At 60.1% G+C, this 24,801-nt stretch carries 23 protein-coding genes and 2 tRNA genes; 16 read left to right on the top strand and 9 right to left on the bottom strand.

The annotated features are described in order from the left end of the window. Window positions 1-8 precede the first annotated feature (8 nt). Window positions 9-908: a TIGR01777 family oxidoreductase gene (locus tag HU742_RS21495; RefSeq protein WP_186634559.1), complete on the bottom strand. Its 900-nt coding sequence runs from the start codon at window positions 906-908 to the stop codon at window positions 9-11. A 197-nt stretch (window positions 909-1,105) separates the two neighbouring features. Here HU742_RS21495 and HU742_RS21490 point away from each other — a divergent pair, with 197 nt between their 5' ends. From HU742_RS21490 to HU742_RS21465, 6 genes are all read left to right on the top strand, one after another. Then, a complete protein-coding gene (locus HU742_RS21490; RefSeq protein ID WP_186612407.1) occupies window positions 1,106-2,092 on the top strand; it encodes an NAD(P)/FAD-dependent oxidoreductase in 987 nt (328 codons plus the stop codon). A 173-nt stretch (window positions 2,093-2,265) separates the two neighbouring features. Next, entirely contained in the window at window positions 2,266-3,228 is a 963-nt protein-coding gene (locus HU742_RS21485) for a YbgA family protein (RefSeq protein WP_186634557.1), read from the top strand. Further along, window positions 3,228-4,166, top strand: coding sequence for a MerR family transcriptional regulator (locus HU742_RS21480; protein WP_186634553.1), 939 nt, complete (start codon window positions 3,228-3,230; stop codon window positions 4,164-4,166). Before HU742_RS21485 ends, HU742_RS21480 begins: the two co-directional genes overlap by 1 nt. Window positions 4,167-4,174: 8 nt before the next feature. After that, window positions 4,175-5,650, top strand: coding sequence for a deoxyribodipyrimidine photo-lyase (gene phrB, locus HU742_RS21475; RefSeq protein ID WP_186634550.1), 1,476 nt, complete (start codon window positions 4,175-4,177; stop codon window positions 5,648-5,650). 89 nt (window positions 5,651-5,739) lie between these two features. Next, window positions 5,740-6,507 (top strand): SDR family NAD(P)-dependent oxidoreductase, encoded by a 768-nt coding sequence (locus tag HU742_RS21470; protein ID WP_186644015.1) that lies wholly within the window; start codon window positions 5,740-5,742, stop codon window positions 6,505-6,507. A 28-nt stretch (window positions 6,508-6,535) separates the two neighbouring features. Next, window positions 6,536-6,841 (top strand): YkgJ family cysteine cluster protein, encoded by a 306-nt coding sequence (locus HU742_RS21465; protein ID WP_186634544.1) that lies wholly within the window; start codon window positions 6,536-6,538, stop codon window positions 6,839-6,841. 44 nt (window positions 6,842-6,885) lie between these two features. On the opposite strand, the gene HU742_RS21460 is transcribed toward HU742_RS21465, so the two are convergent. The 6 genes from HU742_RS21460 to hemA all read right to left on the bottom strand — a co-directional run bounded on the left by HU742_RS21460 (window position 6,886) and on the right by hemA (window position 12,266). Then, the gene (locus HU742_RS21460; protein ID WP_186634541.1) at window positions 6,886-7,404 is read right to left on the bottom strand and encodes an acyloxyacyl hydrolase; all 519 of its coding nucleotides are present in this window, start codon (window positions 7,402-7,404) and stop codon (window positions 6,886-6,888) included. Between the two features lie 115 nt (window positions 7,405-7,519). Further along, window positions 7,520-8,311: a glutamate racemase gene (murI, locus tag HU742_RS21455; protein ID WP_186644014.1), complete on the bottom strand. Its 792-nt coding sequence runs from the start codon at window positions 8,309-8,311 to the stop codon at window positions 7,520-7,522. Continuing rightward, window positions 8,304-9,059, bottom strand: coding sequence for a molybdopterin-synthase adenylyltransferase MoeB (locus HU742_RS21450; RefSeq protein WP_186634535.1), 756 nt, complete (start codon window positions 9,057-9,059; stop codon window positions 8,304-8,306). The genes murI and HU742_RS21450 overlap by 8 nt, the downstream gene beginning before the upstream one ends. Beyond that, complete coding sequence (gene prmC / locus HU742_RS21445) at window positions 9,053-9,883, bottom strand: peptide chain release factor N(5)-glutamine methyltransferase (protein WP_186644013.1); 831 nt, start codon at window positions 9,881-9,883, stop codon at window positions 9,053-9,055. Before prmC ends, HU742_RS21450 begins: the two co-directional genes overlap by 7 nt. Before the next feature lie 14 nt (window positions 9,884-9,897). Beyond that, the gene (prfA, locus tag HU742_RS21440; protein WP_186634529.1) at window positions 9,898-10,980 is read right to left on the bottom strand and encodes a peptide chain release factor 1; all 1,083 of its coding nucleotides are present in this window, start codon (window positions 10,978-10,980) and stop codon (window positions 9,898-9,900) included. Next, complete coding sequence (gene hemA / locus HU742_RS21435; RefSeq protein WP_186634526.1) at window positions 10,977-12,266, bottom strand: glutamyl-tRNA reductase; 1,290 nt, start codon at window positions 12,264-12,266, stop codon at window positions 10,977-10,979. Before hemA ends, prfA begins: the two co-directional genes overlap by 4 nt. A 181-nt stretch (window positions 12,267-12,447) precedes the next feature. Between hemA and HU742_RS21430 the strand changes: the two genes are divergently transcribed. The 8 genes from HU742_RS21430 (at window position 12,448) to ychF (ending at window position 19,364) form a co-directional block, all read left to right on the top strand. Next, on the top strand, window positions 12,448-14,172 hold the full coding sequence (locus HU742_RS21430) for a tetratricopeptide repeat protein (protein WP_186644012.1): 1,725 nt from the start codon (window positions 12,448-12,450) through the stop codon (window positions 14,170-14,172). 4 nt (window positions 14,173-14,176) lie between these two features. Further along, window positions 14,177-14,794 carry a lipoprotein insertase outer membrane protein LolB gene (lolB, locus tag HU742_RS21425; protein WP_186644011.1) on the top strand — a complete coding sequence of 206 codons (618 nt, stop codon included), beginning with the start codon at window positions 14,177-14,179 and terminating at the stop codon, window positions 14,792-14,794. 1 nt (window position 14,795) lies between these two features. Then, the gene (ispE, locus tag HU742_RS21420) at window positions 14,796-15,647 is read left to right on the top strand and encodes a 4-(cytidine 5'-diphospho)-2-C-methyl-D-erythritol kinase (protein ID WP_186644010.1); all 852 of its coding nucleotides are present in this window, start codon (window positions 14,796-14,798) and stop codon (window positions 15,645-15,647) included. A 37-nt stretch (window positions 15,648-15,684) separates the two neighbouring features. Next, window positions 15,685-15,759 (top strand) — tRNA-Gln (locus HU742_RS21415). A gap of 47 nt (window positions 15,760-15,806) precedes the next feature. After that, entirely contained in the window at window positions 15,807-16,748 is a 942-nt protein-coding gene (locus HU742_RS21410) for a ribose-phosphate pyrophosphokinase (protein ID WP_003171603.1), read from the top strand. A 140-nt stretch (window positions 16,749-16,888) separates the two neighbouring features. Next, on the top strand, window positions 16,889-17,491 hold the full coding sequence (locus tag HU742_RS21405) for a 50S ribosomal protein L25/general stress protein Ctc (RefSeq protein ID WP_186634517.1): 603 nt from the start codon (window positions 16,889-16,891) through the stop codon (window positions 17,489-17,491). Between the two features lie 166 nt (window positions 17,492-17,657). Beyond that, entirely contained in the window at window positions 17,658-18,242 is a 585-nt protein-coding gene (gene pth, locus HU742_RS21400; protein WP_003185374.1) for an aminoacyl-tRNA hydrolase, read from the top strand. Window positions 18,243-18,263: 21 nt separating this feature from the next. Continuing rightward, window positions 18,264-19,364 carry a redox-regulated ATPase YchF gene (ychF, locus tag HU742_RS21395; RefSeq protein ID WP_186644009.1) on the top strand — a complete coding sequence of 367 codons (1,101 nt, stop codon included), beginning with the start codon at window positions 18,264-18,266 and terminating at the stop codon, window positions 19,362-19,364. 149 nt (window positions 19,365-19,513) lie between these two features. Here ychF and HU742_RS21390 read toward each other — a convergent pair whose 3' ends face one another. Further along, window positions 19,514-20,731 carry an MFS transporter gene (locus tag HU742_RS21390; RefSeq protein ID WP_186634513.1) on the bottom strand — a complete coding sequence of 406 codons (1,218 nt, stop codon included), beginning with the start codon at window positions 20,729-20,731 and terminating at the stop codon, window positions 19,514-19,516. 332 nt (window positions 20,732-21,063) lie between these two features. Here HU742_RS21390 and HU742_RS21385 point away from each other — a divergent pair, with 332 nt between their 5' ends. After that, window positions 21,064-23,121 carry a methyl-accepting chemotaxis protein gene (locus HU742_RS21385; RefSeq protein WP_186644008.1) on the top strand — a complete coding sequence of 686 codons (2,058 nt, stop codon included), beginning with the start codon at window positions 21,064-21,066 and terminating at the stop codon, window positions 23,119-23,121. A gap of 103 nt (window positions 23,122-23,224) precedes the next feature. After that, window positions 23,225-23,301: transfer RNA gene (locus HU742_RS21380), tRNA-Met, on the top strand. Between the two features lie 135 nt (window positions 23,302-23,436). Here the strand turns inward: HU742_RS21380 and HU742_RS21375 are convergent. Further along, window positions 23,437-24,762 (bottom strand): APC family permease, encoded by a 1,326-nt coding sequence (locus tag HU742_RS21375; protein WP_186644007.1) that lies wholly within the window; start codon window positions 24,760-24,762, stop codon window positions 23,437-23,439. Between the last annotated feature and the right edge of the window lie 39 nt (window positions 24,763-24,801).

Below are 24,801 nucleotides of genomic sequence, written 5' to 3'. Positions count from 1 at the left end.
GTCCTATTTCAAAGGCGACCCGACAAATCTTCCAGGGCCGCAGGCAAATCAGTGAACCGGAATGAAAACCCCGCCGCCTGCAATCGGGCCGGCGTGGCGCGCTGGCCGCCCAGCAACAGCAATGACAACTCACCCAGCGCAATTTTCAGCGCCAGCTCCGGCATCGGCACCACGGCCGGGCGATGCAATACGTGCCCCAGGGCCTTGGCAAAATCTCGGTTGCGCACCGGGTTCGGCGCGCACGCATTATAAGGACCGCTGGCGTCACTGCGGTGCAGAAGAAAATCAATCAAGGCGATTTGATCGTCGATATGAACCCACGGCATCCACTGCCGCCCATTGCCGATACGCCCGCCCAGCGCCAGTTTGAACGGCAGCAACAGCCGCGACAAAAAGCCGCCCTCGGCGGACAGGACCAGACCCGTGCGAATCAGCACCACGCGTATGCCCATGGCCTCGGCTCGCTGCGCGGTCTCTTCCCAGGCGATGCACAACTGACTGGCGAAATCCTCGCTGACCGGCCCCGACTCCTCCGTCAATTCTCGCTCGCCACCGTCGCCGTACCAGCCCACGGCGGAACCGGAGATCAGCACCTGCGGCTTTTGCTCGCAACGCTCCAGCCAAGCGAGCAGCACCTCAGTCAGCGTGACGCGGCTGCTCCACAGCAACATCTTGCGCTTGTGCGTCCAAGGCCGGTCGCCGATGGGCGCGCCTGCCAGGTTGACCACTGCATCGACCGGCTCGCCAATCTCGTCGAGCTTGGCAATGCCTTGCACCTGCGCTCCGCAGATTCCTGCCACTTGTTCGGGTCGACGACTCCATACTGTCAAGCGGTGCCCCTGCTCCAGCCAGTGCCGGCAGAGCTGACGTCCGATCAAACCAGTACCGCCGGTCAGCAATATGTGCATGAGGTGTTCCTCGCATCGCGTTTTACCCGGCCCATTAGTCTATTTTTATAAATAGGCATTTTTCATATCGGACAGGGTCTGTGTCTAAACAATAGGACAACCTGCCAAAACGCGAACGGTAAAACTTATACCAAAAACCAAAATTGTACAGGATTAAACGACGGCGTAGTCTGTACAGAAAGGTAAACGAGGCCCTCATGACTGTACCTATCGCAATCATCGGCACCGGCATCGCCGGTTTATCAGCCGCCCAGGCCCTGACGGAGGCTGGGCACGTCATCCAACTCTTCGATAAAAGCCACGGCAGCGGCGGACGCATGTCGAGCAAACGCAGCGACGCCGGCGCCCTGGACATGGGCGCGCAATACTTCACCGCCCGCGACCGGCGCTTCGTCACGGAAGTGCAGCGCTGGCAAGCCAACGGCTGGGCGGCTGAATGGAACCCGCAGCTCTATCATTTCCAGGACGGGCAGATGAGCCCCTCGCCCGACGAGCAGACCCGCTGGGTGGGAACCCCGCGCATGAGTGCGATTACCCGCGCCCTGCTTGGCGACCTGCAGGTGCAGTTTTCCTGCCGCATCACGGAAGTCTTTCGCGGCCAGGAACATTGGCATTTACAGGACGCGGAAGGATTTACCCACGGTCCCTTCGGCCAAGTCGTGATTGCCACGCCTGCGCCCCAGGCTACGGCATTGCTCGCGGCCGTGCCGAAATTGGCCGGCGTCGCCGCCGGGGTAAAGATGGACCCCACCTGGGCCGTGGCGCTGGCCTTCGAAACACCGTTGGATACGCCTATGGAAGGCTGCTTCGTACAGGACAGTCCCCTCGACTGGCTGGCGCGCAACCGCAGCAAGCCGGGGCGCGACACCCAGCTCGATACCTGGGTGCTGCACGCCACCAGCGACTGGAGTCGCCAGCACATCGACATGCCCAAGGAAGCCGTCATCGAACACCTGCACGGCGCCTTCGCCGAACTGCTGCACAGCGCGATGCCCGCGCCGAGCTTCAGCGTGGCTCATCGATGGCTGTACGCTCGCCCTGCCGGCAGCCATGAATGGGGAGCGCTGGCCGATGCCGACCTGGGCTTGTACGTATGCGGCGACTGGTGCTTGTCCGGCCGGGTCGAAGGGGCCTGGCTCAGTGGCCAGGAGGCCGCCCGTCGTTTGCACGCCAGCCTTCAGTAAATCGCATCACCTGCGCTGTTCGCTGCTGTCGAGTCAGACAGCAGCCCCTCTGCGAACGTATCCACTGCGCCTCACTACGTAATTCCCGGTTGACATGCACGCATTCGGACCTATGATGAAAATATTGTACATAAATTAAAATATGTACAAGATTTACTCATCAGAGGTAGCCCATGCCCAACGAAACGATCGCCAAACCCAGAATCGCCGTCAGCGCTTGCCTGATGGGCGCTGAAGTTCGCTTCAATGGCGGGCACAAGCAATCGCCGTTGTGCAGCCGCACGCTCATCGAATACTTCGATTTCGTCCCGGTTTGCCCCGAAGTTGCCATTGGCCTGGGCATTCCTCGCGAGCCGATCCGGCTGGTGGGCGACCCTGAACACCCCAACGCGTTGGGAACAGTTAATCGCGACCTCGACGTGACCCGGCCGTTGGCCGAGTACGGGCAGCAAATGGCCGGCGAGCTGGACGATGTCTGCGGTTATATCTTCATGCAGAAATCCCCTTCTTGCGGGCTGGAACGGGTCAAGGTCTATGGCCACAACGGCGCTCCCCAGGACGGTGGCGGGCGCGGTATTTATGCCCAGGCCTTTTGCGAGCGCCATCCGGACCTGCCGGTGGAGGAAGACGGCCGCCTCAACGATCCGGTCCTGCGGGAAAACTTCCTGACGCGGGTGTTCGCCTATGCCGCCTGGCAACCGCTTCGCCAACGCGGCCTCACCCGACGCGACCTGATTGAATTCCACTCGCGCTATAAATACTTGCTGATGGCGCACAATCCGGTTATGTACAGGGCCCTTGGCAACCTGTTGGGCAACATGGGCAAGACCGACCCCAACGAGTTGGGCCCACGTTATTTCAGCGCGCTGATGGCGGCCCTGAAGAAATGCGCCACCCGTCGCACCCATGCCAATGTCCTCCAGCACCTGAGCGGCTACCTCAAGCGCGTTATCAACGCGCAGGACAAGCAGGAAGTCCAAGAGCTCATTGGTCAGTATCGCCTCGGCATCGTGCCATTGGTGGTACCGCTGACTTTGCTCAAGCATCACTTGCGCCGGCACCCCGATGCCTATCTCGCGCAGCAGGTCTACCTTCAACCCCACCCGGAAAACCTCAGCTTGCGAAACGCCATTTGATGAACAGCAAACCCGACTCCAGCGCCAGCGAAGACCTCGGCGCCGACTTTGCCAAGGCACTGGCGCAGGGCTGGCTTCCCATACGCGAAGTGGCCCGGCAAACCGGCGTCAACGCCGTCACGCTGCGAGCGTGGGAGCGCCGTTACGGCTTGGTCGTGCCGCACCGCACGCCCAAGGGCCACCGGTTGTTCAGCCCCGAGCACGTGCAACGCATCCAGAGCATCCTCACCTGGATCAATCGTGGCGTGGCGGTGAGTAAGATCAAGCCGTTGCTCGACACACCGCAGCCACCCGGCGAACCTTTGGAAGACGATTGGCAGCGCCAGCGCCATGCGCTTGTGTTGGCGGTAAGCCAACTGGCCGAGCGCCAGATCGATGACCTGGTCAACCAGGCCATGGCGCTGTACCCGCCGTGGACCGTATGCGAGCAGCTGCTGTTGCCTTTGCTGGCCGAATTGCAGATGCGTTGGCAGGGCCAGTTTGGCGCGCAAATGGAGCAGGTATTCTTTTATTCCTGGCTGCGCAGCAAATTCGGCAGCCGGATCTATCACAACAACCGCCAGCTGCATGGGCCGCCGTTGCTGCTGGTCAATCACTCGCAATCGCAGGAGCCTCACTTGTGGCTCATCGCCTGGCTCGCCAGCAATGCCGATTGTCCGGTGGAAATATTCGATGGTCCCCTGCCTGCGGGCGAGTTGGCCTTGGCCGCCGAGCGTATGAAGGCTCGCGCCGTGCTGTTGTATTCCAGCAACGCCATGAACCTTTCCCAACTGCCTAAGCTGCTGAGCGCCATCGACTGCCCAATCGTCATTACTGGCCCGGCGGTATCGATCCATCACGCCAAATTATCCACAGGCGTCTCGATGATGAACGTCAGCTGGGCCGAAGACCCACTCTCCGCTCACCGCGAACTGAGCCGCAGAGCACTTCTCCAATGAGCAATCCCATGCAACTGATCTGGCTGCGCAGCGATTTGCGCCTGCACGACAATACCGCCCTGGCAGCGGCTGCGGCGCGCGGCCCATGTGTCGCGGTGTATTTGCCCAGCCCCGGGCAATGGCATGCCCACGATGACGCGCCGTGCAAAATCGATTTCTGGCTGCGCAACCTCGCATCGTTGAACACGGCCCTGGGCCTGTTGAACATACCGCTGCTGATCCGTCATGCGTCGCATTGGCACCAGGCGCCGCAGGTACTGGCCACGCTGTGTCGCGAGCTGAACATCAGCGCCGTGCATGTCAACGAAGAGTACGGCCTGAACGAAACCCGACGCGATGCCGAAGTGGCTCGGGTGTTGAATGATCAAGGCGTTGAGTTTCATAGCCATCTCGACCAATTGCTGTTCAAGCCCGGCAGCGTTCTGACCAAGTCTGGCGGCTACTTCCAGGTGTTCAGCCAGTTTCGCAAGGTCTGTTACAGCCGCCTGCACTTTTCTGTGCCTGGTCTCGTCCCCGCACCCACGACGCAGGCGCCCGTCCCGATCGCCAGTGACCCGGTGCCGACCCAGGTCGAAGGGTTCGCCCCGCCCAGCGAAGCGCTGCGCGTGCTTTGGCCCGCGGGTGAAGATGAAGCCCGCCGGCGCCTGGACACTTTTGCCGAACAGCATCTGGACTATTACCAGAGTGAGCGGGATTTCCCGGCCAGGCCAGGTACGAGCCAGCTTTCGGCCTATCTGGTGGCTGGAGTCATTTCCCCGCGCCAATGCCTGCACGCCGCGCTGCAAGCCAATCAGGGCGAGTTCGAGAGCGGTAGCGCCGGGGCGGTGACATGGATCAACGAATTGCTCTGGCGCGAATTCTATAAACACATATTGGTGGGATATCCACGCGTCTCACGGCATCGCGCCTTCCGCCCGGAGACCGAAGCGCTAGCCTGGCGCAACGCCCCCGATGAACTGGCGGCCTGGCAACAGGCGCGCACCGGCCTGCCAATCATTGATGCGGCCATGCGCCAACTGCTCGAAACCGGTTGGATGCATAACCGTTTGCGAATGGTCGTTGCCATGTTCCTGACCAAGAACTTGCTGATCGACTGGCGCGAGGGCGAGCGTTTTTTCATGCGACACCTGATCGATGGCGACCTGGCCGCCAACAATGGCGGATGGCAGTGGAGCGCCTCCACCGGGACGGACTCGGCGCCTTGGTTTCGCATCTTCAACCCGTTGAACCAATCGGAAAAATTCGATCGAGAAGGATTATTTATCAAACGCTGGTTACCGCAATTGAACGATCTGGATACACGACGGGTCCACAATCCCAACGCCCAGCGAGAATTGTTTGGGGTAACGGATTACCCGGCGCCGATCGTCAACCTGCCTCAATCTCGGGCGCGAGCATTGGAAGTCTTCAAGCGACTTCCGGCACGTCAAGGAGTGAAACCGAACGAATGGGCGGTTACCGAACATGAAATTGCTGAAGGCTGAATGCAAATCCAAAATGGCCCGATATAGTCCAATTAATATCGGGGTCTTTATCATGCAGGCGGCGTGTTAGAGCGCTCGCGCGCAATGGGATGGGGAAGAAAATGGGGCGAAGGTATTGGCTGACCGGTGCAGGTAACGGCTTGGGCGAATCGCTGGCCGAGGCGTTGCTTAAAAGCGGCGCACGGTTGGCCATCAGTGCGCTCCAATCCTGCCAGGCCCTTTCCGAGCGTTACCCAGGACAGGTACTGGCGGTGCCCGGCAATCTGACCGACAGCCAGACTGTCCGGGAAACCTGTCAGCAGATTACCCAGCAGTGGGGCGCGTTGGACACCGTCATCATCAATGCCGGTACCGCTGAATATGTTCCTGAACAGTTGGTGGACCACACGGTCATCGAACACATCGTGCGCAGCAACCTGTTGGTGGCCAGCTTGTGTATCGACGCGGCCTTGCCGTTGCTGCGCGCCGGAACGACGCCTCATCTGGTGGGCATTACCAGCCCCCTCACTCATTTGCCTCCATCGCGCATCGAGGCCGGTGGCAACGGGATGCGCTATCTGTTCGAGTCGGCTCGCGTCGACTTGGCGGGTGACGGTATCGATGTGACGTTGGTGCACCCCGCCTTCGACATCCCGTCGCCAAACCTCGATGATTGTTTCGTCGCCCCGGTTCATTGGTCAGTCGAAACAGCAGCGAACCACATATTGACCCGACTGAGCGACCATCCTCAGGAACTGGCGTTCCCCGCCGCCGCCATGACGAATCTCTGGCCGTTGCCTACATCGACGGAGGCAGGCCAGACAGACACGGTTTCAGACAGGGCGAGAGACGGGTACCCGATCAAGGGCCAACCTTGAGCCGTCCGGTTGCCTTACACTGCGCACCATGAAAACCATTCCCCTTGTTGAGCTTCCCGCGCCGGTCGTTACGTGTTCGACATGCGCGGCCTGCTGCTGCCAGCTTGAAGTGCTGCTGATCACCGATACTGGCGTTCCGGAGCGCTTTATCGATACCGACGACTGGGGCGGGGAAGTCATGTTGAGGCTTGACGACGGCTGGTGCGCGGCGCTGGATCGCGACAGCATGATGTGCACGATCTACGAAAAGCGCCCGCTGATCTGCCGGGAGTTCGAAATGGGCGCGCCGGAATGCATCGAAGAACGCTTGGGGATTGCGACGGCGTATCGCTAGGCATCCATAATGGGAGCGACTGCTCGCTCCCATTATTTCGAGTGTTACAGCGGCATTGTGTAGTGCAGCGCGTAGCTTTCCACACCGTCATTGGTCGACTTGATGCCGGCGTTGGAGTAGTGAGTGGCGCGGATGCCAACTTCATGTCCACCCTTGAAGCGCAGGCCGAAACCGATTCGGTCTTCGAACTGGAACGCCGTGCCGAGTTTGTTGGATTCCACTTCGGTGTTTTCAAACAACGCAACACCTACACCCGCCTCGATGTAGGGTTTGACGTTCTGGCCAGCGAACTCATACACAAGGACAGGCGAGAACGACAAACTGTGATTGCTGGAGGTCTCATCACCCTCCCAATAGGTGTAGGCCCCGCTCCAGTAACCAGTCAGGCGACCAACGTCGCTCTGCAGCCAGCTTTTATCCCAGTCGAATTGCATGCCCAGTCGATAAGTCATGGTCGAGTCGCCGGTCTGGCCAACCCCGAACTCCACACCCGCCGCCTGCGCGGTATAAGTGTGCCCCAGCAATGCAGCCGCAAACGCGGCAAAGCAGAATAAGCGCTTCATTAGAAACATCCTTTTCCGACAGACTTAGTTAGTTTTTTCTTACAAACAGACACAGCTATAGAAATCCGCGCCAAATCAGAAGTTCAGCAGGATTTACACAATTTTCACGATTTTTTTACAGACCGAAGCTTCGCACAATGTCAGACGAATTCCATAGCACCGGTAGGATTTTTCTTAAATGTATCGGATCAGCGCTGGTCCAGAACTGGGTTTCGCTGGCAGGCCCGTCTGCCGAAAGCGCTCGTTCAGCCAGTAGCCGCTGAAGTTGACGAGCCACTGCGGCGCCAGTGTCGATCAGAATGACAGACTCCGGAACCATCTGCCTGAGCAGCGGCTTGAGGAAGGGATAGTGCGTACAGCCGAGGATCAATGTGTCGCAGCCGGCCGCCAACAGCGGCGTGACGTAGCCTAGCAGCAGTTGGTGCAAGGCCGGATTGTGCAAGTCGCCCGCCTCGATCAACTCCACCAGCCCCGGGCAGGGCTGCGTGATCACGCGCACGTCCGAGGCGAACCGGTCCAGTAGCGCGGCGAATTTGGCGCTCTGCAGGGTGCCTGTCGTCGCCAGCACACCGACGATGCCGCTTCGCGTGGCGGCGGCAGCCGGCTTGACCGCCGGCTCCATACCGACGATGGGCCAATCGGGATAATCGCGCCGCAAGTCAGCGACCCCGGCGACGGTTGCGGTGTTGCACGCCACTACAAGCGCCTTGGCCCCCTCACGCCGAAGAAAATCGGCAATGATCGCGCATCGCTGCCGGATAAATTCCGGGCTTTTTTCCCCGTAGGGAATATGCCCGCAGTCGGCAACGTACAGCAGGGACTCATTGGGCAGCAGCCGACGGATTTCTCCCAGCACCGACAGTCCGCCGACGCCCGAATCGAACACACCGACCGGTGCTTCACTCATGTCGGCTACCGCAGACGCTGCAACCCGGATCGCGTTTGACTCGCAATTCGCGGAAGCGCGTGCCCAGCGCATCGATCAGCAGCAAGCGCCCCACCAGCGGCTCGCCGAACCCCGCCAACAGTTTCAAGGCTTCGAGCGCCTGCAGACTGCCCACCAGCCCCACCAGCGGGCCAAGCACCCCGGCTTCGCTGCAGGTCAGTTCGGCTTCGCTGCCATGCCCATAGAGGCAGTGATAACAAGGACTTTCGGGACGACGCGGGTCGAATACCGACAGCTGACCCTCCAGGCGGATCGCCGCGCCGCTCACCAGGGGTTTGCCTGCGGCGACACAGGCTGCGTTCACCGCTTCGCGGGTGGAAAAATTGTCGGAACAGTCCAGCACCACATCCACTGCCGACACTGCACTTTTCAGGGAATCTTCATCCATTGCCGCCGGATGCGGAACCAGTCGAACCTCAGGATTGATCGCAGTCAGGCGTCGAACCGCCGAATCGACCTTGGTCATGCCGACGCTATCGGTGTCATGGATGATCTGCCGCTGGAGATTGGTCAGGTCGACCGTGTCGAAGTCCGCCAGGTGCAACTCGCCGACGCCTGCGGCGGCCAGGTACAACGCCACCGGGGCGCCCAGGCCACCCAGGCCGATGATCAATACGCGGCCCTGCTTGAGACGCAGTTGTCCATCGATGTCGACGTGCTGCAACAGGATCTGTCGACTGTAGCGCAGCAGCTCTTGATCATTCAGCACGGCAGGCGTCCCAGGCTGATGCGCTCGTGATTGCCCAGGTCCTTGCGGCTATGGACTTCGACAAATCCCTGATCCTGCAGCAGCCCACGCACCGCGTCGGCTTGATCATAACCGTGCTCGAGCATCAACCAGCCATCCGCTTCTAGGTGCTGGGGGGCCTGGGCAATGATTGCGCGCAAGTCGTCAAGGCCGTCCGGTCCCGCCACCAGCGCACTGGCCGGCTCGAAACGCACGTCGCCTTCGGCCAGGTGCGGATCGCTGGCGGCGATGTACGGCGGATTGCTGATGATCAGTTCGAACCGTTCGCCGTCCAGTGCACTGAACCAGTGACTGCTCAGCACCGTGACATTACGCAAGCCCAGGCGCTGGCGATTGCGTTCGGCCAGGGCCACGGCTTCCAGCATGCGATCGACCGCCGTGACCTTCCAGGTCGGACGCTCGCTGGCCAGTGCCAGGGCAATCGCGCCGCTGCCGGTGCCCAGGTCCAGGACCCGGGCCGGTGTCGCGGGCAACAAGGCCAACGCGGTTTCCACCAGCAGTTCAGTGTCGGGACGCGGGATCAGCGTATGGGGCGCCACTTCCAGATCGAGCTTCCAGAAGCCCTGTTGTCCGAGGATGTAGGCCACCGGCTCGCCGGAACGACGGCGGCGCAAGTATTCGGAAAACAGCAGCGCCGCCTCGCTCGGCACGATCCGCTCGGGCCAGGTGTGCAGGAAGCTGCGGGACTTGCCCAGCGCAGCGGCCAGCAGCAACTCGGCGTCCAGGCGTGACGTGGGCGAGTCCGGTAATTCGGCGGCGCGTAGCAAACTGGCGATGATGGTCATTTATTCACCTGTGCTTACTCGCCAATCGCGGCCAGTTGGTCGGCCTGGTATTCAGCGAGCAGAGGCTCGATGACGGCGTCGACACCACCGGCAAGAATTTCGTCGAGGGAGTACAAGGTCAGGTTGACGCGATGGTCAGTGACCCGGCCCTGGGCAAAGTTGTAAGTGCGGATCCGCTCGGAGCGGTCGCCCGAGCCCACCAGCAGTTTGCGCTCGCTGGCGATGGCGTTGGCGGCGGCGCTGGTCTGCTGATCGTTGAGCTTGGCCGACAACCAGGCCATGGCGCGTGCGCGGTTCTTGTGCTGGGAACGTTCTTCCTGGCACTCCACCACGATGCCCGAGGGCAAGTGGGTGATGCGGATCGCCGAATCGGTCTTGTTGACGTGCTGGCCGCCCGCTCCGGAAGAACGGTAGGTATCGACCCGCAGGTCCGCCGGGTTGATTTCGATGGCTTCCTGCTCGTCCGGCTCGGGCAATACCGCCACGGTGCAGGCCGACGTATGGATACGGCCCTGGGATTCGGTGGCCGGCACACGTTGCACGCGGTGGGCGCCGGACTCGAACTTCAGCTTGCCATAGACGTTGTCGCCTTCGACCCGGGCGATGACTTCTTTATAGCCGCCGTGTTCGCCTTCGTTTTCCGAGAGGATTTCCACCCGCCAGCCGCGGCGTTCGGCGTAGCGCGAGTACATGCGAAACAGGTCGCCGGAAAAAATCGCCGCCTCGTCGCCGCCGGTACCGGCGCGGATCTCGAGAAACACGTTGCGCCCGTCGTTCGGATCCTTGGGCAGCAGCATGCGTTGCAGTTCGCTTTCCAGCTCGACCAACCGATCCTTGGCTTCGCGCACTTCCTCGACCGCCATTTCACGCATGTCCGGATCGCTGTCCTTGAGCAGCGCCTGGGCGCCCTCAAGGTCGCCTTGCACCTTCAGCAACTGTTTATAGGTCGCGACAATCGGCTCGACCTCCGCGTACTCCTTGGAGTAGGTGCGGAACTTGTTCTGGTCGGAAATGACTTCGCCATCGCCCAGCAAGGCGGTCAGTTCCTCGAAACGGTCCTGGAGAATGTCCAGCTTATTGAGCAGTGACGCTTTCATTGCGTTTTTTTATCCGAAAAGCTATCCGGTGAAGCTTCACCGAGAGCGAAAAGTTCCTGGGCCATGGCCAGCGCATCGAGGCGGCCTTCGGCGGTCAGCTTCTTGAGCTGGACACTGGGGGCGTGGAGCAATTTGTTGGTCAGGCCGCGCGCCAGCTGCACCAGCACTTCTTCGGCGCTGCCGCCATTGGCGAGCAGGCGCTGGGCTTTTTGCAATTCTTCGTCGCGCAGGCGTTCGCCTTGCTGACGATACGCCTTGAGCACGTCCACCGCCGCCAGTTCGCGCAGGCGCACCATGAAATCGTCGGCGCCGACGGTGATCATTTCCTCCGCCGCCTGCGCCGCGCCTTGCCGGCTCTTCAGGTTTTCGGCGACGACTTCATGCAAATCGTCGACGCTGTAGAGATAAACGTCGTCCAGTTCGCCAACTTCGGGCTCGATGTCACGGGGAACCGCAATGTCGACCATGAAGATCGGCTTGTGCTTGCGCAGCTTCAAGGCGCTTTCCACCGCGCCCTTGCCCAGGATCGGCAATTGGCTGGCGGTGGAACTGATGACGATGTCGCTGTGCACCAGCTCAGCCGGAATATCCGACAGCAGCACGGCGTGTGCACCGAACTGCTCGGCCAAGGTACTGGCGCGCTCCAAGGTACGGTTGGCGACAACGATGCGCTTCACGCCCAGCTCGTGCAGATGGCGGGCGACCAGGGTGATGGTCTCGCCGGCGCCAATCAGCAGCGCCTGGCTGCGTTGCAAGTCACTGAAAATCTGTTTCGCCAGGCTGACGGCGGCAAACGCCACAGACACCGGGTTTTCGCCGATAGCGGTGTCGGTGCGTACTTGCTTGGCGGCGTTGAAGGTGGCCTGGAACAGTCGCCCCAGCAGCGGACCGACGGTTCCGGCCTCGCGGGCCACGGCGTAGGCCGACTTCATCTGGCCGAGAATCTGCGGCTCGCCCAGCACCAACGAATCGAGCCCGGAGGCGACACGCATCATGTGACGAACGGCCGCATCGTCTTCGTGCACATAAGCACTGGCACGCAGCTCTTCGAGGCTCAAATCATGGTATTCAGCCAGCCAGCGCAACACTGACTCGGCCGAAACGTGATCCTGCTCTATATAAAGCTCGCTGCGATTGCAGGTGGAAAGGATCGCAGCTTCGCGACTGTCGGTGAGTCGGCAGAGTTGCTGCAGGGCCTCCACCAGTTGCTCAGGCGTAAAGGCCACGCGCTCGCGGACGTCTACTGAAGCAGTCTTGTGGTTGATACCAAGTGCAAGGAAGGCCATTCAAGGTCGCTGATGGTGACGTGAAGCCGGCAATTGTCCTACTTCGCCAGATTCAGAACAACCACCACCGGCTATTGTCACAATTACCTGTGCCTATAAAGCATCCGCCGAGACTCGGTTATGTTTGACCGATGGCTTGTGTCATGATGATCCGACCGCAGGTAAGTCGTCCTCTTCCTATATGAATAGATCTTTTGCGTTGCTCCTCGCTTTTGCCTTCCTCAGCGGCTGCCAGTCCATGGCCCCCGTATCGACGGAGGGTACGCCACCGGTCGAAGGCAGCACCCCGGCCCCCGAAAAGCCAAAGGTCTACGGCTCGTTCAGCGAAGAAACCATCTTCAGCCTGTTGAGCGCCGAGCTGGCAGGCCAACGCAATCGATTCGATATTGCGCTGGACAACTACGTCACCCAGGCGATCAACACCCAGGATCCGGGCATCTCCGAGCGGGCCTTTCGCATTGCCGAATACCTGGGCGCCGACCAGCCGGCGCTGGATACCGCGCTGATCTGGGCCAAGAACGCCCCGGACGATCTCGAAGCGCAACGCGCCGCCGCCGTGCAACTGGCGCGTGCCGGGCGTTATGACGATTCCATGATGTATATGGAAAAAGTCTTGCTGGGCAAGGGTGACACCCATTTCGACTTCCTTGCGTTGTCTGCGGCCGATACCGACCAGGAGACCCGCAACGGCCTCATGAAGAGTTTCGATCGCTTGCTGCAGCGCCATCCGAACAACGGCCAGCTGATTTTCGGCAAAGCGCTGCTGCTGCAACAGGACGGCGACACCCAGGGCGCCCTCACCCTGTTGGAAGACAATCCGCCGGAAGCAGGCGAAGTGGCCCCTATCCTGCTGCGCGCGCGCCTTCTGCAAGGCCTGAACCGTGGCGACGAAGCCCTCCCGCTGCTGGAAAAGAGCATCAAGAAATACCCGGATGACAAGCGCCTGCGCCTCACCTACGCGCGCATGCTGGTGGAAAACAACCGCATGGACGATGCCAAGGTCGAGTTTTCCAGCCTGGTGCAGCAGTACCCCGAAGATGACGACCTGCGCTATTCCCTGGCGCTGGTCTGCCTGGAAGCCAAGGCCTGGGAAGAAGCCAAGGGCTATCTGGAAGACCTGATCGCCCGGGAAAGCCATGTCGATTCGGCCCATTTGAACCTGGGTCGCATCGCCGAAGAACGCAACGATCCGGAGAGCGCACTGATCGAGTATGCGCTGGTCGGCCCAGGCAACGACTATTTGCCTGCACAATTGCGCCAGGCCGACATCCTGATAGGCAATGGCAAGACGGCCGAGGCCCAGAGTCGCCTGGCCGTCCAGCGCGACACGCAGCCAGACTATGGCATCCAGCTTTACCTGATCGAGGCCGAGACCCTGGCGGCCAACAACCAGGGCGACAAAGCCTGGAGCGTGCTGCAGCAGGCCTTGAAGCAATACCCGGACGATCTGAACCTGCTGTACACCCGCGCCATGCTGGCGGAAAAACGCAATGACCTGGCCCAGATGGAAAAGGATCTGCGCCTGATCATCCAGCGGGACCCCGACAACGCCATGGCCCTCAACGCGCTCGGCTACACGTTGTCGGATCGCACCACCCGCTACGACGAAGCCAAGGTATTGATCGAACAGGCCCACCAGATCAATCCGGAGGACCCGGCTGTGCTCGACAGCCTGGGCTGGGTGAATTACCGCCTGGGCAATCTCGACGAAGCCGAGCGCCTGTTGCGCCAGGCCCTGGAACGCTTCCCCGACCAGGAAGTCGCCGCTCACCTGGGCGAAGTCCTGTGGGCCAACGGCAAACAACGCGAAGCCCGGCAGGTCTGGAGCAGATTCCTCAAGGAACAGCCCGACAGCCAGATCTTGCGCAGCACCATCAAACGCCTGACCGGATCAGAGACTCTTTAAGATTATGTTCTTGCGCCATTTCATTGTTTTCAGCTTCATCGCCCTGCTCGCCGGTTGCGCGGGCTTCGGCGCTCGGGAATCCGTCCAGGGTCATGGCAACCCAGCCCTGTGGCGCGAACACAAAGAACAACTCAGCGGCCTCGACGGCTGGCAGATCGACGGCAAGATCGGCATCCGCGCGCCAAAAGACTCGGGCAGCGGTACTTTGTTCTGGCTGCAGCGCCAGGATTACTACGACATTCGCCTCTCCGGCCCGCTGGGTCGTGGCGCGGCACGCTTGACCGGCCGGCCCGGCCAGGTTTCGCTGGAAGTCGCCAACCAGGGCCGCTATGAGGCGCCCAGCCCGGAAGCGCTACTGGAGGAACAGCTGGGCTGGAAACTGCCGGTTTCGCACCTGACCTGGTGGGTTCGCGGGCTCCCGGCGCCGGACAGCAAAAGTCGCCTGACCCTCGACGCCGACAGCCGCCTGTCCAACCTGGAACAGGACGATTGGCAGATCGAATACCTCAGCTATACCCAGCAGAACGGCTATTGGTTGCCCGAGCGCATCAAGCTGCACGGCAGCAACCTCGACGTCACGCTGGTCATCAAGCAATGGCAGCCGCGCAAGCTGGGGCAGTGACATGAGTGAGACACGCCTGACGCTGCCGTCCCCGGCGAAGCTCAACCTCATGCTGCACATTCTCGGCCGCCGCCCGGACGGCTATCACGAGTTGCAGACGATTTTCCAGTTCCTGGACTACGGCGACGAGATCACCTATGCCGTGCGTGATGACGGCGTGATCCACTTGCACACCGAATTCGATGGCGTTCCCCATGACAGCAACCTGATCGTCAGGGCGGCAAAAAAACTCCAAGAGCAATCCGGTTGTTCATTGGGCATCGATATCTGGATTGAAAAAGTCCTGCCCATGGGCGGGGGCATCGGTGGCGGCAGCTCGAACGCGGCCACCACGCTGCTGGGGTTAAACCACTTGTGGCAGCTTGGCTGGGACATGGATCGCCTGGCAGCCCTGGGCCTGACGCTGGGGGCCGACGTGCCGGTTTTCGTCCATGGCCACGCGGCTTTTGCCGAGGGCGTCGGGGAAAAACTCACCCCGGTCGAACCCGAAGAACCTTGGTACTTGGTGCTGGTGCCGCAAGTATCTGTAAGTACAGCAGAAATTTTTTCAGATCCGCTGTTGACACGTAACACTCCTCCCATTAAAGTGCGCCCCGTTCCCAAGGGAAACAGTCGAAATGACTGCTTACCGGTGGTAGCAAGGCGTTATCCAGATGTTCGTAACGCATTGAATTTGTTAGGTAAATTTACCGAAGCAAAACTCACCGGAACTGGAAGTTGTGTGTTTGGGGGCTTCCCAAGCAAAGCTGAAGCTGATAAAGTCTCGGCCCTTCTGACAGAGACCCTTACAGGGTTTGTAGCAAAAGGAAGCAACGTTTCGATGTTGCATCGCAAGCTGCAAAGTCTGCTCTAAAAGGAAACGAGTGCTGGGCACTCGCAGCAACAGATACAGGGGCGTCGCCAAGCGGTAAGGCAGCAGGTTTTGATCCTGCCATGCGTTGGTTCGAATCCAGCCGCCCCTGCCATTTTCCTATACTCATCCAGGTATACCCTCAGCCTTCAGGTACTGCGCGTGTCCAAGATGATGGTCTTTACGGGGAACGCCAACCCCGATCTGGCTCGGCGTGTAGTACGTCAGCTGCATATCCCTCTCGGTGACATTTCTGTCGGTAAATTTTCCGACGGCGAAATCACTGCCGAGATCAATGAAAACGTTCGCGGTAAAGACGTCTTCATTATTCAGCCGACTTGCGCTCCGACCAACGATAACCTGATGGAACTCGTCGTGATGGCTGATGCCTTCCGCCGCTCCTCGGCTACTCGTATTACTGCTGTTATTCCTTACTTTGGTTATGCCCGCCAGGATCGCCGTCCGCGTTCCGCACGTGTGGCTATCAGCGCGAAAGTCGTGGCTGATATGCTGACCGTAGTCGGCATCGATCGTGTCCTCACGGTTGATCTGCATGCTGACCAGATCCAGGGCTTCTTCGATATTCCCGTGGATAACATCTACGGCTCCCCGGTACTGGTGGATGACATTGAAGATCAGCGCTTCGAAAACCTGATGATCGTGTCCCCGGATATCGGCGGCGTCGTGCGTGCACGGGCCGTTGCCAAATCCCTGGGCGTGGATCTGGGTATCATCGACAAACGCCGCGAGAAGGCCAATCACTCGGAAGTGATGCACATCATCGGCGATGTCGAAGGGCGCACCTGTATTCTGGTCGATGACATGGTCGATACCGCCGGCACCCTGTGCCACGCGGCCAAGGCCCTGAAAGAGCATGGCGCTGCCAAGGTCTTTGCCTACTGCACACACCCTGTGCTGTCGGGTCGAGCGATCGAAAATATTGAAAATTCCGTGCTGGACGAGCTGGTGGTGACCAACACCATCCCGCTGTCCGCTGCAGCACAAGCCTGTGCGCGTATCCGCCAACTGGATATCGCACCGGTAGTTGCCGAGGCGGTTCGCCGCATCAGCAACGAAGAATCGATCAGTGCGATGTTCCGTTAAGGGCCCTGCCCTTTCCAGGATATCTCGTTGACGAAAAGCGCCCCGCCCCAGCACTCATGTTGGGGCGGGGCTTTTTTGCCCATACCGCTTTGGCGTCGGTCGCAGACGTCATTCGGAAATGGCTATTTTGGAGATACAACATGAACGATTTTACTCTGAATGCTGAAGTGCGTTCCGACCTGGGGAAAGGTGCGAGCCGCCGCCTGCGTCGTCTCGCAAGCCTGGTTCCAGCTGTAGTCTACGGTGGCGACAAAGCCCCTGAGTCCATCAGCATGCTGGCCAAAGAAGTTGCCAAACTGCTCGAAAACGAAGCGGCCTACAGCCACATCATCGAGCTGAACGTTGGCGGCACCAAGCAAAACGTCGTGATCAAGGCCCTGCAACGTCACCCGGCCAAAGGCCACGTGATGCACGCTGACTTCGTCCGCGTTATTGCCGGTCAGAAGCTGACTGCTGTTGTTCCAGTGCACTTCGTCAACGAAGCTGCCCCGGTCAAGAAAGGCGGCGAGATCTCGCACGTGACTTCCGAGCTGGAAGTGTCCTGCCTGCCGAAAGACCTGCCTGAATTCATCGAAGTCGACCTGGCTGACGCCGAAATCGGCACGATCATTCACCTGTCTGACCTCAAGGCTCCTAAAGGCGTTGAGTTTGTTGCCCTGGCGCACGGCGATGACAAGGCTGTTGCCAACGTCCACGCTCCACGTGTTGCTCCAGAAGCTACTGAAGAAGGCGCTGCAGAGTAATTTCACTCTGTTGCCGGAGTGACCGGAAACATCGCGGACTGGAACGTAGCGAGACAGCGGGCAAGAACGCGAAGTTTACTTAACGGTAGATCCGCAATTTTAGTTCGTTGTCGCCGCGCCGTCTGATCGCGACATGTTATCCACCACTCCAGGAAGGGCCCCTATCGTGACTGCCATCAAACTGATCGTTGGCTTGGGAAATCCAGGCGCTGAATACGAACAGACCCGGCATAACGCAGGGGCCCTTTTTGTTGAGCGCATCGCGCACGCACAAGGCGTCAGCCTGGCCGCCGATCGCAAATATTTCGGCCTGACCGGGCGCTTTTCGCATCAGGGTCAGGATGTTCGTCTATTGATCCCCACCACCTACATGAACCGCAGCGGCCAGGCCGTGGCGGCATTGGCCGGTTTCTTTCGCATCAAGCCTGAAGAAATCCTGGTGGCCCACGACGAACTCGATCTGCCTCCGGGCGTTGCCAAGCTCAAGCAGGGCGGCGGCCATGGCGGTCATAACGGGCTGCGCGACATCATCGCGCAGCTGGGTAATCAGAATACCTTTCACCGCCTGCGGCTCGGCATAGGCCACCCGGGCGTTGCCAGTATGGTTTCAAATTTTGTCCTGGGTCGTGCGCCTCGCGCCGAACAGGAAAAACTCGATGCCAGCATCGACTTTGCCCTCGGCGTGCTGCCGGATATCCTCGCCGGTGAATGGAACCGCGCGATGAAAAACCTGCACAGCCAGAAGGCCTGACTCTTACCGAGGGGAAATACCATGGGATTCAATTGCGGCATCGTCGGCCTGCCTAACGTCGGCAAGTCCACCCTTTTCAACGCCCTGACCAAATCCGGGATCGCGGCCGAGAACTTCCCCTTCTGCACCATCGAGCCGAACACCGGTATCGTCCCAATGCCTGACCCACGCCTGGCGGCATTGGCGGCGATCGTCAACCCCAAGCGCATCCTGCCGACGACCATGGAATTCGTCGACATCGCAGGCCTCGTGGCTGGCGCCTCGAAAGGTGAAGGCCTGGGTAACAAATTCCTGGCCAACATCCGTGAAACCGATGCCATCGCCCACGTGGTGCGCTGCTTCGAAGACGAGAACGTGATCCACGTTTCCAACAGCGTCGACCCGAAACGCGACATCGAGATCATCGATCTGGAACTGATCTTTGCCGACCTCGACAGCTGTGAAAAACAACTGCAGAAAGTCGCCCGCAACGCCAAGGGGGGCGACAAGGATGCAGTCGCTCAGAAGGCCCTGCTGGAGCAATTGATCGCCCATTTCACCGAAGGCAAGCCTGCGCGCAGCCTGATGAAAAAGATGAGCGCCGACGAAAAGCTGGTGATCAAGGGCTTCCACCTGCTGACCACCAAACCGGTCATGTACATCGCCAACGTCGCTGAAGACGGTTTCGAGAACAACCCGCACCTGGACGTGGTCAAGGCCATTGCCGAAGAAGAAGGCGCCATGGTTGTTCCCGTCTGCAACAAGATCGAAGCGGAAATCGCCGAGCTGGACGACGGTGAAGAGAAGGACATGTTCCTCGAAGCCCTGGGCCTGGAAGAGCCTGGCCTGAACCGCGTGATCCGCGCCGGCTACGAAATGCTGCACCTGCAGACCTACTTCACCGCTGGTGTCGAAGAAGTCCGTGCCTGGACCGTACGCGTCGGCGCCACCGCACCGCAGGCCGCCGGCGTGATCCACACCGATTTCGAGAAAGGTTTCATCCGCGCCGAGGTCATCGCCTACGACGACTTCATTCAGTACAAGGGCGAAGCCGGGACCAAGGAAGCGGGTAAGTGGCGTCTGGAAGGCAAGGAATACATCGTCAAGGATGGCGACGTGATGCACTTCCGCTTCAACGTCTAAGCGTTATCGGGACCTGAAAAAGCCGCGTTGATTCGCGGCTTTTTTGTGGGCGTTTTTTGACACCTGAGCCCCGATACGTGACCAGAACAGATACTCCATATAGATCGCAGCGCTGCCGCTGATGTGTTCGAGTCATGCAACGGGCCGTCTCAGGCCTTTTTCGTCCGCGGCAGGAAAATCGCCAACGCCCCCAGCAACGGCAGGAACGAGCACAGCCAGTACACATATTCGATGCCATGGATGTCTGCCAGATGCCCCAGCAGCGCGGCACCAATCCCGCCGAAACCGAACATCAATCCGAAGAATATGCCGGCAATCATCCCGACGTTGCCAGGCACCAGTTCCTGGGCGTACACCACGATGGCGGAGAACGCCGAGGCGAGGATGAAACCGATCACCACGCTGAGGATACTGGTCCACAGCAGGTCAACGTGGGGCAGGATCAGGGTGAATGGCGCCACTCCAAGGATAGAGAACCAGATCACGGCCTTGCGACCGATCTTGTCGCCGATCGGACCGCCGAAGAACGTCCCCGCTGCTACCGCGCCAAGAAACAGGAACAAGTGCAACTGCGAAGAGGCCACTGACAGGTCGAACTTCTCGATCAGGTAGAAGGTGAAGTAGCTGGTAAAGCTGGCCATGTAGAAATACTTGGAAAACACCAACAGCCCAAGCACCACCAGCGCACTGGTCACGCGCCCCTTGGATAACCCGTGAGTCGCCGCCTGGCCTTGCTTGAGCTTGAACAGGTTCAGGTGATTGGCGTACCAGCGACTGATGCGGTACAGCACGAACAACGCAAACACCGCGAACAGCCCAAACCAGGCCACATTCCCCTGGCCGTAAGGAATGATGATCGCCGCCGCCAACAACGGACCGAAGGCGGAGCCGGCGTTCCCGCCCACCTGGAAAGTCGATTGCGCCAAGCCATAGCGACCGCCAGAGGCCAGTCGGGCCACGCGTGACGCCTCGGGGTGGAAGGTTGACGAGCCGATCCCGATCAACGCCGCCGCCACCAGGATCAAGGCAAAACTACCGACCATGGACATCATCACGATGCCTATCAATGTGCACACCGTTCCCGCCGGCAAAAGCCAAGGCTTGGGATGCCGATCGGTGTGATAACCCACCCAAGGCTGAAGCAGGGATGCGGTGAGCTGGAAGGTCAGTGTGATCAGGCCGACCTGGGTAAACGTCAGGCCGTAGCTCTCCTTTAGCATTGGATAGATCGAAGGCAATACGGCCTGGATCAGGTCGTTGATCAGGTGCGCCAATGCCACCGCACCAATGATGCGCATGACCAACGGGCTGCTTTGAGGCGTGACGGCTACCGACGTCGTGTCGGCCTGGGTATTGCTGATAGCCATGGGAAGTTTCCATACGGCAGATGAGTGCACATGGGCAGGTTCATCAATGTGCCATTTTTCAGTGCGGCAAGGCTATCCCCTTAGCTTGCTATCGACCTACAAAAAATAGTCGGCAAACAAGATGATAGCGCTACGCCATGGTCTGAATCTTGCCTTGCTAATGCTCTACGACGCGGCCCCTTACAAAGGGACCGAGAATGGGAAGTTTCGCTACAGAGCAGGCCTACAGAGCCGGCCTGGACAAGCTTTCGAGGCCTTTTAAAAGGGCACCTGTTGCAGCACTGTGTAAAAACGCACAAAAACAGTGCAAGGGTGTTCAGGGGAGTATGGGCATGCAGGCTTTTCTATCACCGGGAATCCGGTTGCTGGGGCATTTTGGTTTCGCCCGCAAATTCCAATTGTTGTTCCTGTTGTTCATCCTGCCGCTCATGGGCAGTCTGTGGCTCATCGGCCAGGACTACCGCGACAAGCTCAACCTGATTTCCGGCGAGCGCGCCGGGGTCCGTCAGTTGCTGGCCCTGGATAACCTGGACAACCTGCTCGCCGCCCAACGCAATCGCGCGGCTCGCTGGCGAGCCACGGAAACCAATCGACAACCGACGCCCGCGACGCTTGCCGCCATGGCCGCGTTCGATGCCGTGCAGCCGGCGCTCAACCAGGCCGCCGACGACCTGGGCGCGACTCTTCAGGCCGAAGGCGCCGAAGCCGACACCCTCGCCCGCTACCAAACCTTGCAAACCAATCTCAAGGGCCTGGATTCCAAGAGCCTGGGGACCGTGGGGTGGTGGCCGGATGGCTATGATCGCTTCGCCTCGGCACTCGGCGCGCTGCAAGCCCTGCGCGAGCAGATCGTCATGGACAATCGCCTGACCCTTGCCTCCTGGCTGGAAACCTATCTGCTGACCCAGATCTCGACCCAGCAGACACCTGAGCTGATCGAACGCGTCGGGCGCCTGGCCAGCATTGGCCAGGCCTCGGTGGTATCGGGCCAATTCACCCTGCAGAGTCGCCTGCAATTGCGCGACTTGCGCAGCCGCATGGGCGACGCTCGGGACCAGTTGGTCAAGACCGGCGCATTGCTGGAAACACGCTTGCCCAGCGAATTGCAAACCTGGGCCGGCCAGTTCCAAGGCAGCGTCAAGCGTCTGGACGCGGGCTTGAAGGTCCTCGATGACGGGGTTTTCGGCGGCGCCATCAATCTCAAGCCGGAAGACTTCGAGAAGCAGATGGACAGTCTTCTTCTGGATCTGGCCACCCTGCGCCAACAATCGTTGGTGGCGCTGGATTCTCGGCTTGACCATTATCACGGTTCGGCGATTCGCCAATTCACCTTGGTCGCCACCGTGCTGGGCTGCCTGCTGCTGGCGGCGCTTTACCTGTTCATCTGCCTGCAAGCGTCTATCCGGCGCAGCGCCAGCGGCATCACTCTGCTGGCCGAAGCTTTGCGCGATGGCAACCTGAGCCTGCAAGTGCCGGTGCAGGGTCGCGATGAGCTGGCAGCGATCAGCACCGCCCTCAATGTCGCCGTGGTGCAGTTGCGCAACAGCCTGTTGGGTGTGGACCACGAAACGCTGCAACTGAGCAACGCCGTGCGCATCCTCAATACTCATTCCAGCGGTGCCCTGGGCGAAGTCGAGGCGCAACAGATACAGATCAGCCAGATCGCCGCTGCCGCGACGCAGTTGGCCGCGACCTCCCAAGGTGTCGCCAGGAGTTGCGAGCAGGCCTCCGACAGCGCGCAGCAGACCCGTCGCATCGCCGCCGACAGCAGCCGTGACAGCCAGCGCACCACCGCCAGTATCCAGCAGCTCAATCAACGCCTGAACGAAACCGCCGCCGCGCTGGGCCGGGTCAGTGAACAGGGCCAGCAGATCCAACTGGTGGTAGATACCATTCGTGGCGTGGCCGAGCAGACCAACCTGTTGGCGCTCAACGCCGCCATCGAGGCCGCTCGCGCTGGGGAACAGGGCCGCGGGTTCGCCGTAGTGGCTGATGAAGTACGCAGCCTGTCACAACGCACCCAGTCCTCGACACAGCAGATTGCCGGCACCGTCGACAGCCTGCGCGCCACGGTCAACGAAGCCGTAAGCCTGATGGAAGCCGCCTGCGGCCAGGCCCAGACCGATGCCCAAGCCGTCACTGGCCTTGGCGAACGGCTGGGCGAAATTGCCAGCGCCGTGCAAAGTGTTACCGATACCCTGGCGCAAATCGCCACGGCGGTAGACGAACAGGCCAGCACCGCCGACGAGGTCAGTGGCAATATCCAGCAGGTCGACCAAGCGGCCATGCGCCTGCTCGAAGGCGCCCGCGCCGTGAACCTGGCGGCCGACACCTTGAGCCAAGGCAGCCAGGCCTTGAGCGCGAACACAGGGAGATTTCAACTCGGTTGACGGGTATTTGCAGCGGGGACGGATAAGCGGTTGAAAGTGCAGAGAAATATTTTAGGTTTGCGCTTGACACATCTCCGTTACCAGCGAATAATGCGCGCCACTTGGCTACATAGCTCAGTTGGTTAGAGCATAGCATTCATAATGCTGGGGTCCGGGGTTCAAGTCCCTGTGTAGCCACCAAGTACCGATCCATAGATGTCTACAGCAGTCTATGAATCACCTCAAGAAGCCCGCCTCGTGCGGGCTTTCTTGTTTCTGGCTGTTCTCCTTTCTCTCCTCCTTAGCACCGCCTGTTCCAACAGGGCGCAGTGGGATTCATGTAGTTTCCTGGAAATCCATCTCCGGTGGCTGGCGCTGGAAGCCGCCCGTCAGTACCGCCAGATACACCACGCCAATCGCCAACCAGCTCAGGCCGAGATAGATCGCCAGGTGATCGAGGCTGACCATTAGCCACACATCCGCGGCCAGACCGATAAACGGGAATATCAGGAACAGCACGAATTCACGCGGCCCTCTGTTCTTTGCGCCGATCCAGTAGTGAAAGATCACCGACAGGTTCACCAGACTGAACGCCAGGAATGCGCCGAAGTTGATGAACGAGGTTGAGGTGGTGACGTCCAGTTTCAGCGCCAGCAACGCGACCACGGCGCACAATAGAATGCTGTTGATCGGCGTACCAAAGCGCTCATGCAGGGTGCCGAAAAATGATTTGGGCAGTACCCCATCGCGCCCCATGGCGAACAGCAGCCGCGAGCCGCTGGCCTGGGCCGACAGCCCCGACGCGAACTGGCCAACGATCAGGCCGATCAGGAAGAACGACACGAACAGGTCGCCACCGATATTGCGGGCAATTTCATAGGCCGCCGCGTCGACGCTGTCGAACTGGAACGATGGATGCGCGATCTGCACGAAGTACGACACGCTGACGAAGATCGATCCGCCAATCAGAGTAATCAGCATGATCGCTCGCGGGATCGTACGGCGCGGGTCGCGGGTTTCTTCGGTCAAGGTGCTGACCGCATCGAACCCGAGGAATGAATAACAGGCGATGGCTGCACCACTCATGATCAGCGGCATCTGCATGTCACCATTGAAGAACGGCTTGATCGACCACAACGGCGTGCTCGCATCGCCAGCGACGTAATGAACGCACAGCGCAACGAAGGCAATCAGCACCAGGAACTGCACCAGCATCAATAACGCGTTGATGCCGTTGGCCAGTTTCAGGCCGACAATATTGATCCCGCTCGTGATGCCGATGAACAGCAGCACCCAGAGCCACTGCGGTACGGCCGGGAATGCGGAATGGAGGTAGGCCGCGCCGATCAGCCAGATCGCCATGGGCAAGAACAGATAATCGAGCAACACCGCCCAACCGGCGATAAACCCGAGTTTCGGGCTGATCGCCTTGCGCACGTAGCTGTAGGCCGAGCCGGCGACGGGGAACGCCGCGGCCATTCGGCCATAGCTCATCGCGGTGAAAAACATCGCCACCAGTGCCGCCAGGTAAGCGGCGGGAACCATGCCCGAAGTGGATTGAGCGAGGATGCCGAACGTGCCGAGGACAATGATCGGTGTCATATAAGCGATGCCGAACAGCACCACCGACCCCAATGACAGGGTGCGTTGCAAACGAGCCATGAGCGACTACTCCGAATTATTAGATTTATGGCAGAGCCG

The organism is Pseudomonas marvdashtae (assembly GCF_014268655.2).
Lineage (GTDB): Bacteria > Pseudomonadota > Gammaproteobacteria > Pseudomonadales > Pseudomonadaceae > Aquipseudomonas > Aquipseudomonas marvdashtae.
Note: the sequence above shows the minus strand (reverse complement) of the source record. Positions and strands in the feature narration are given on the sequence as shown.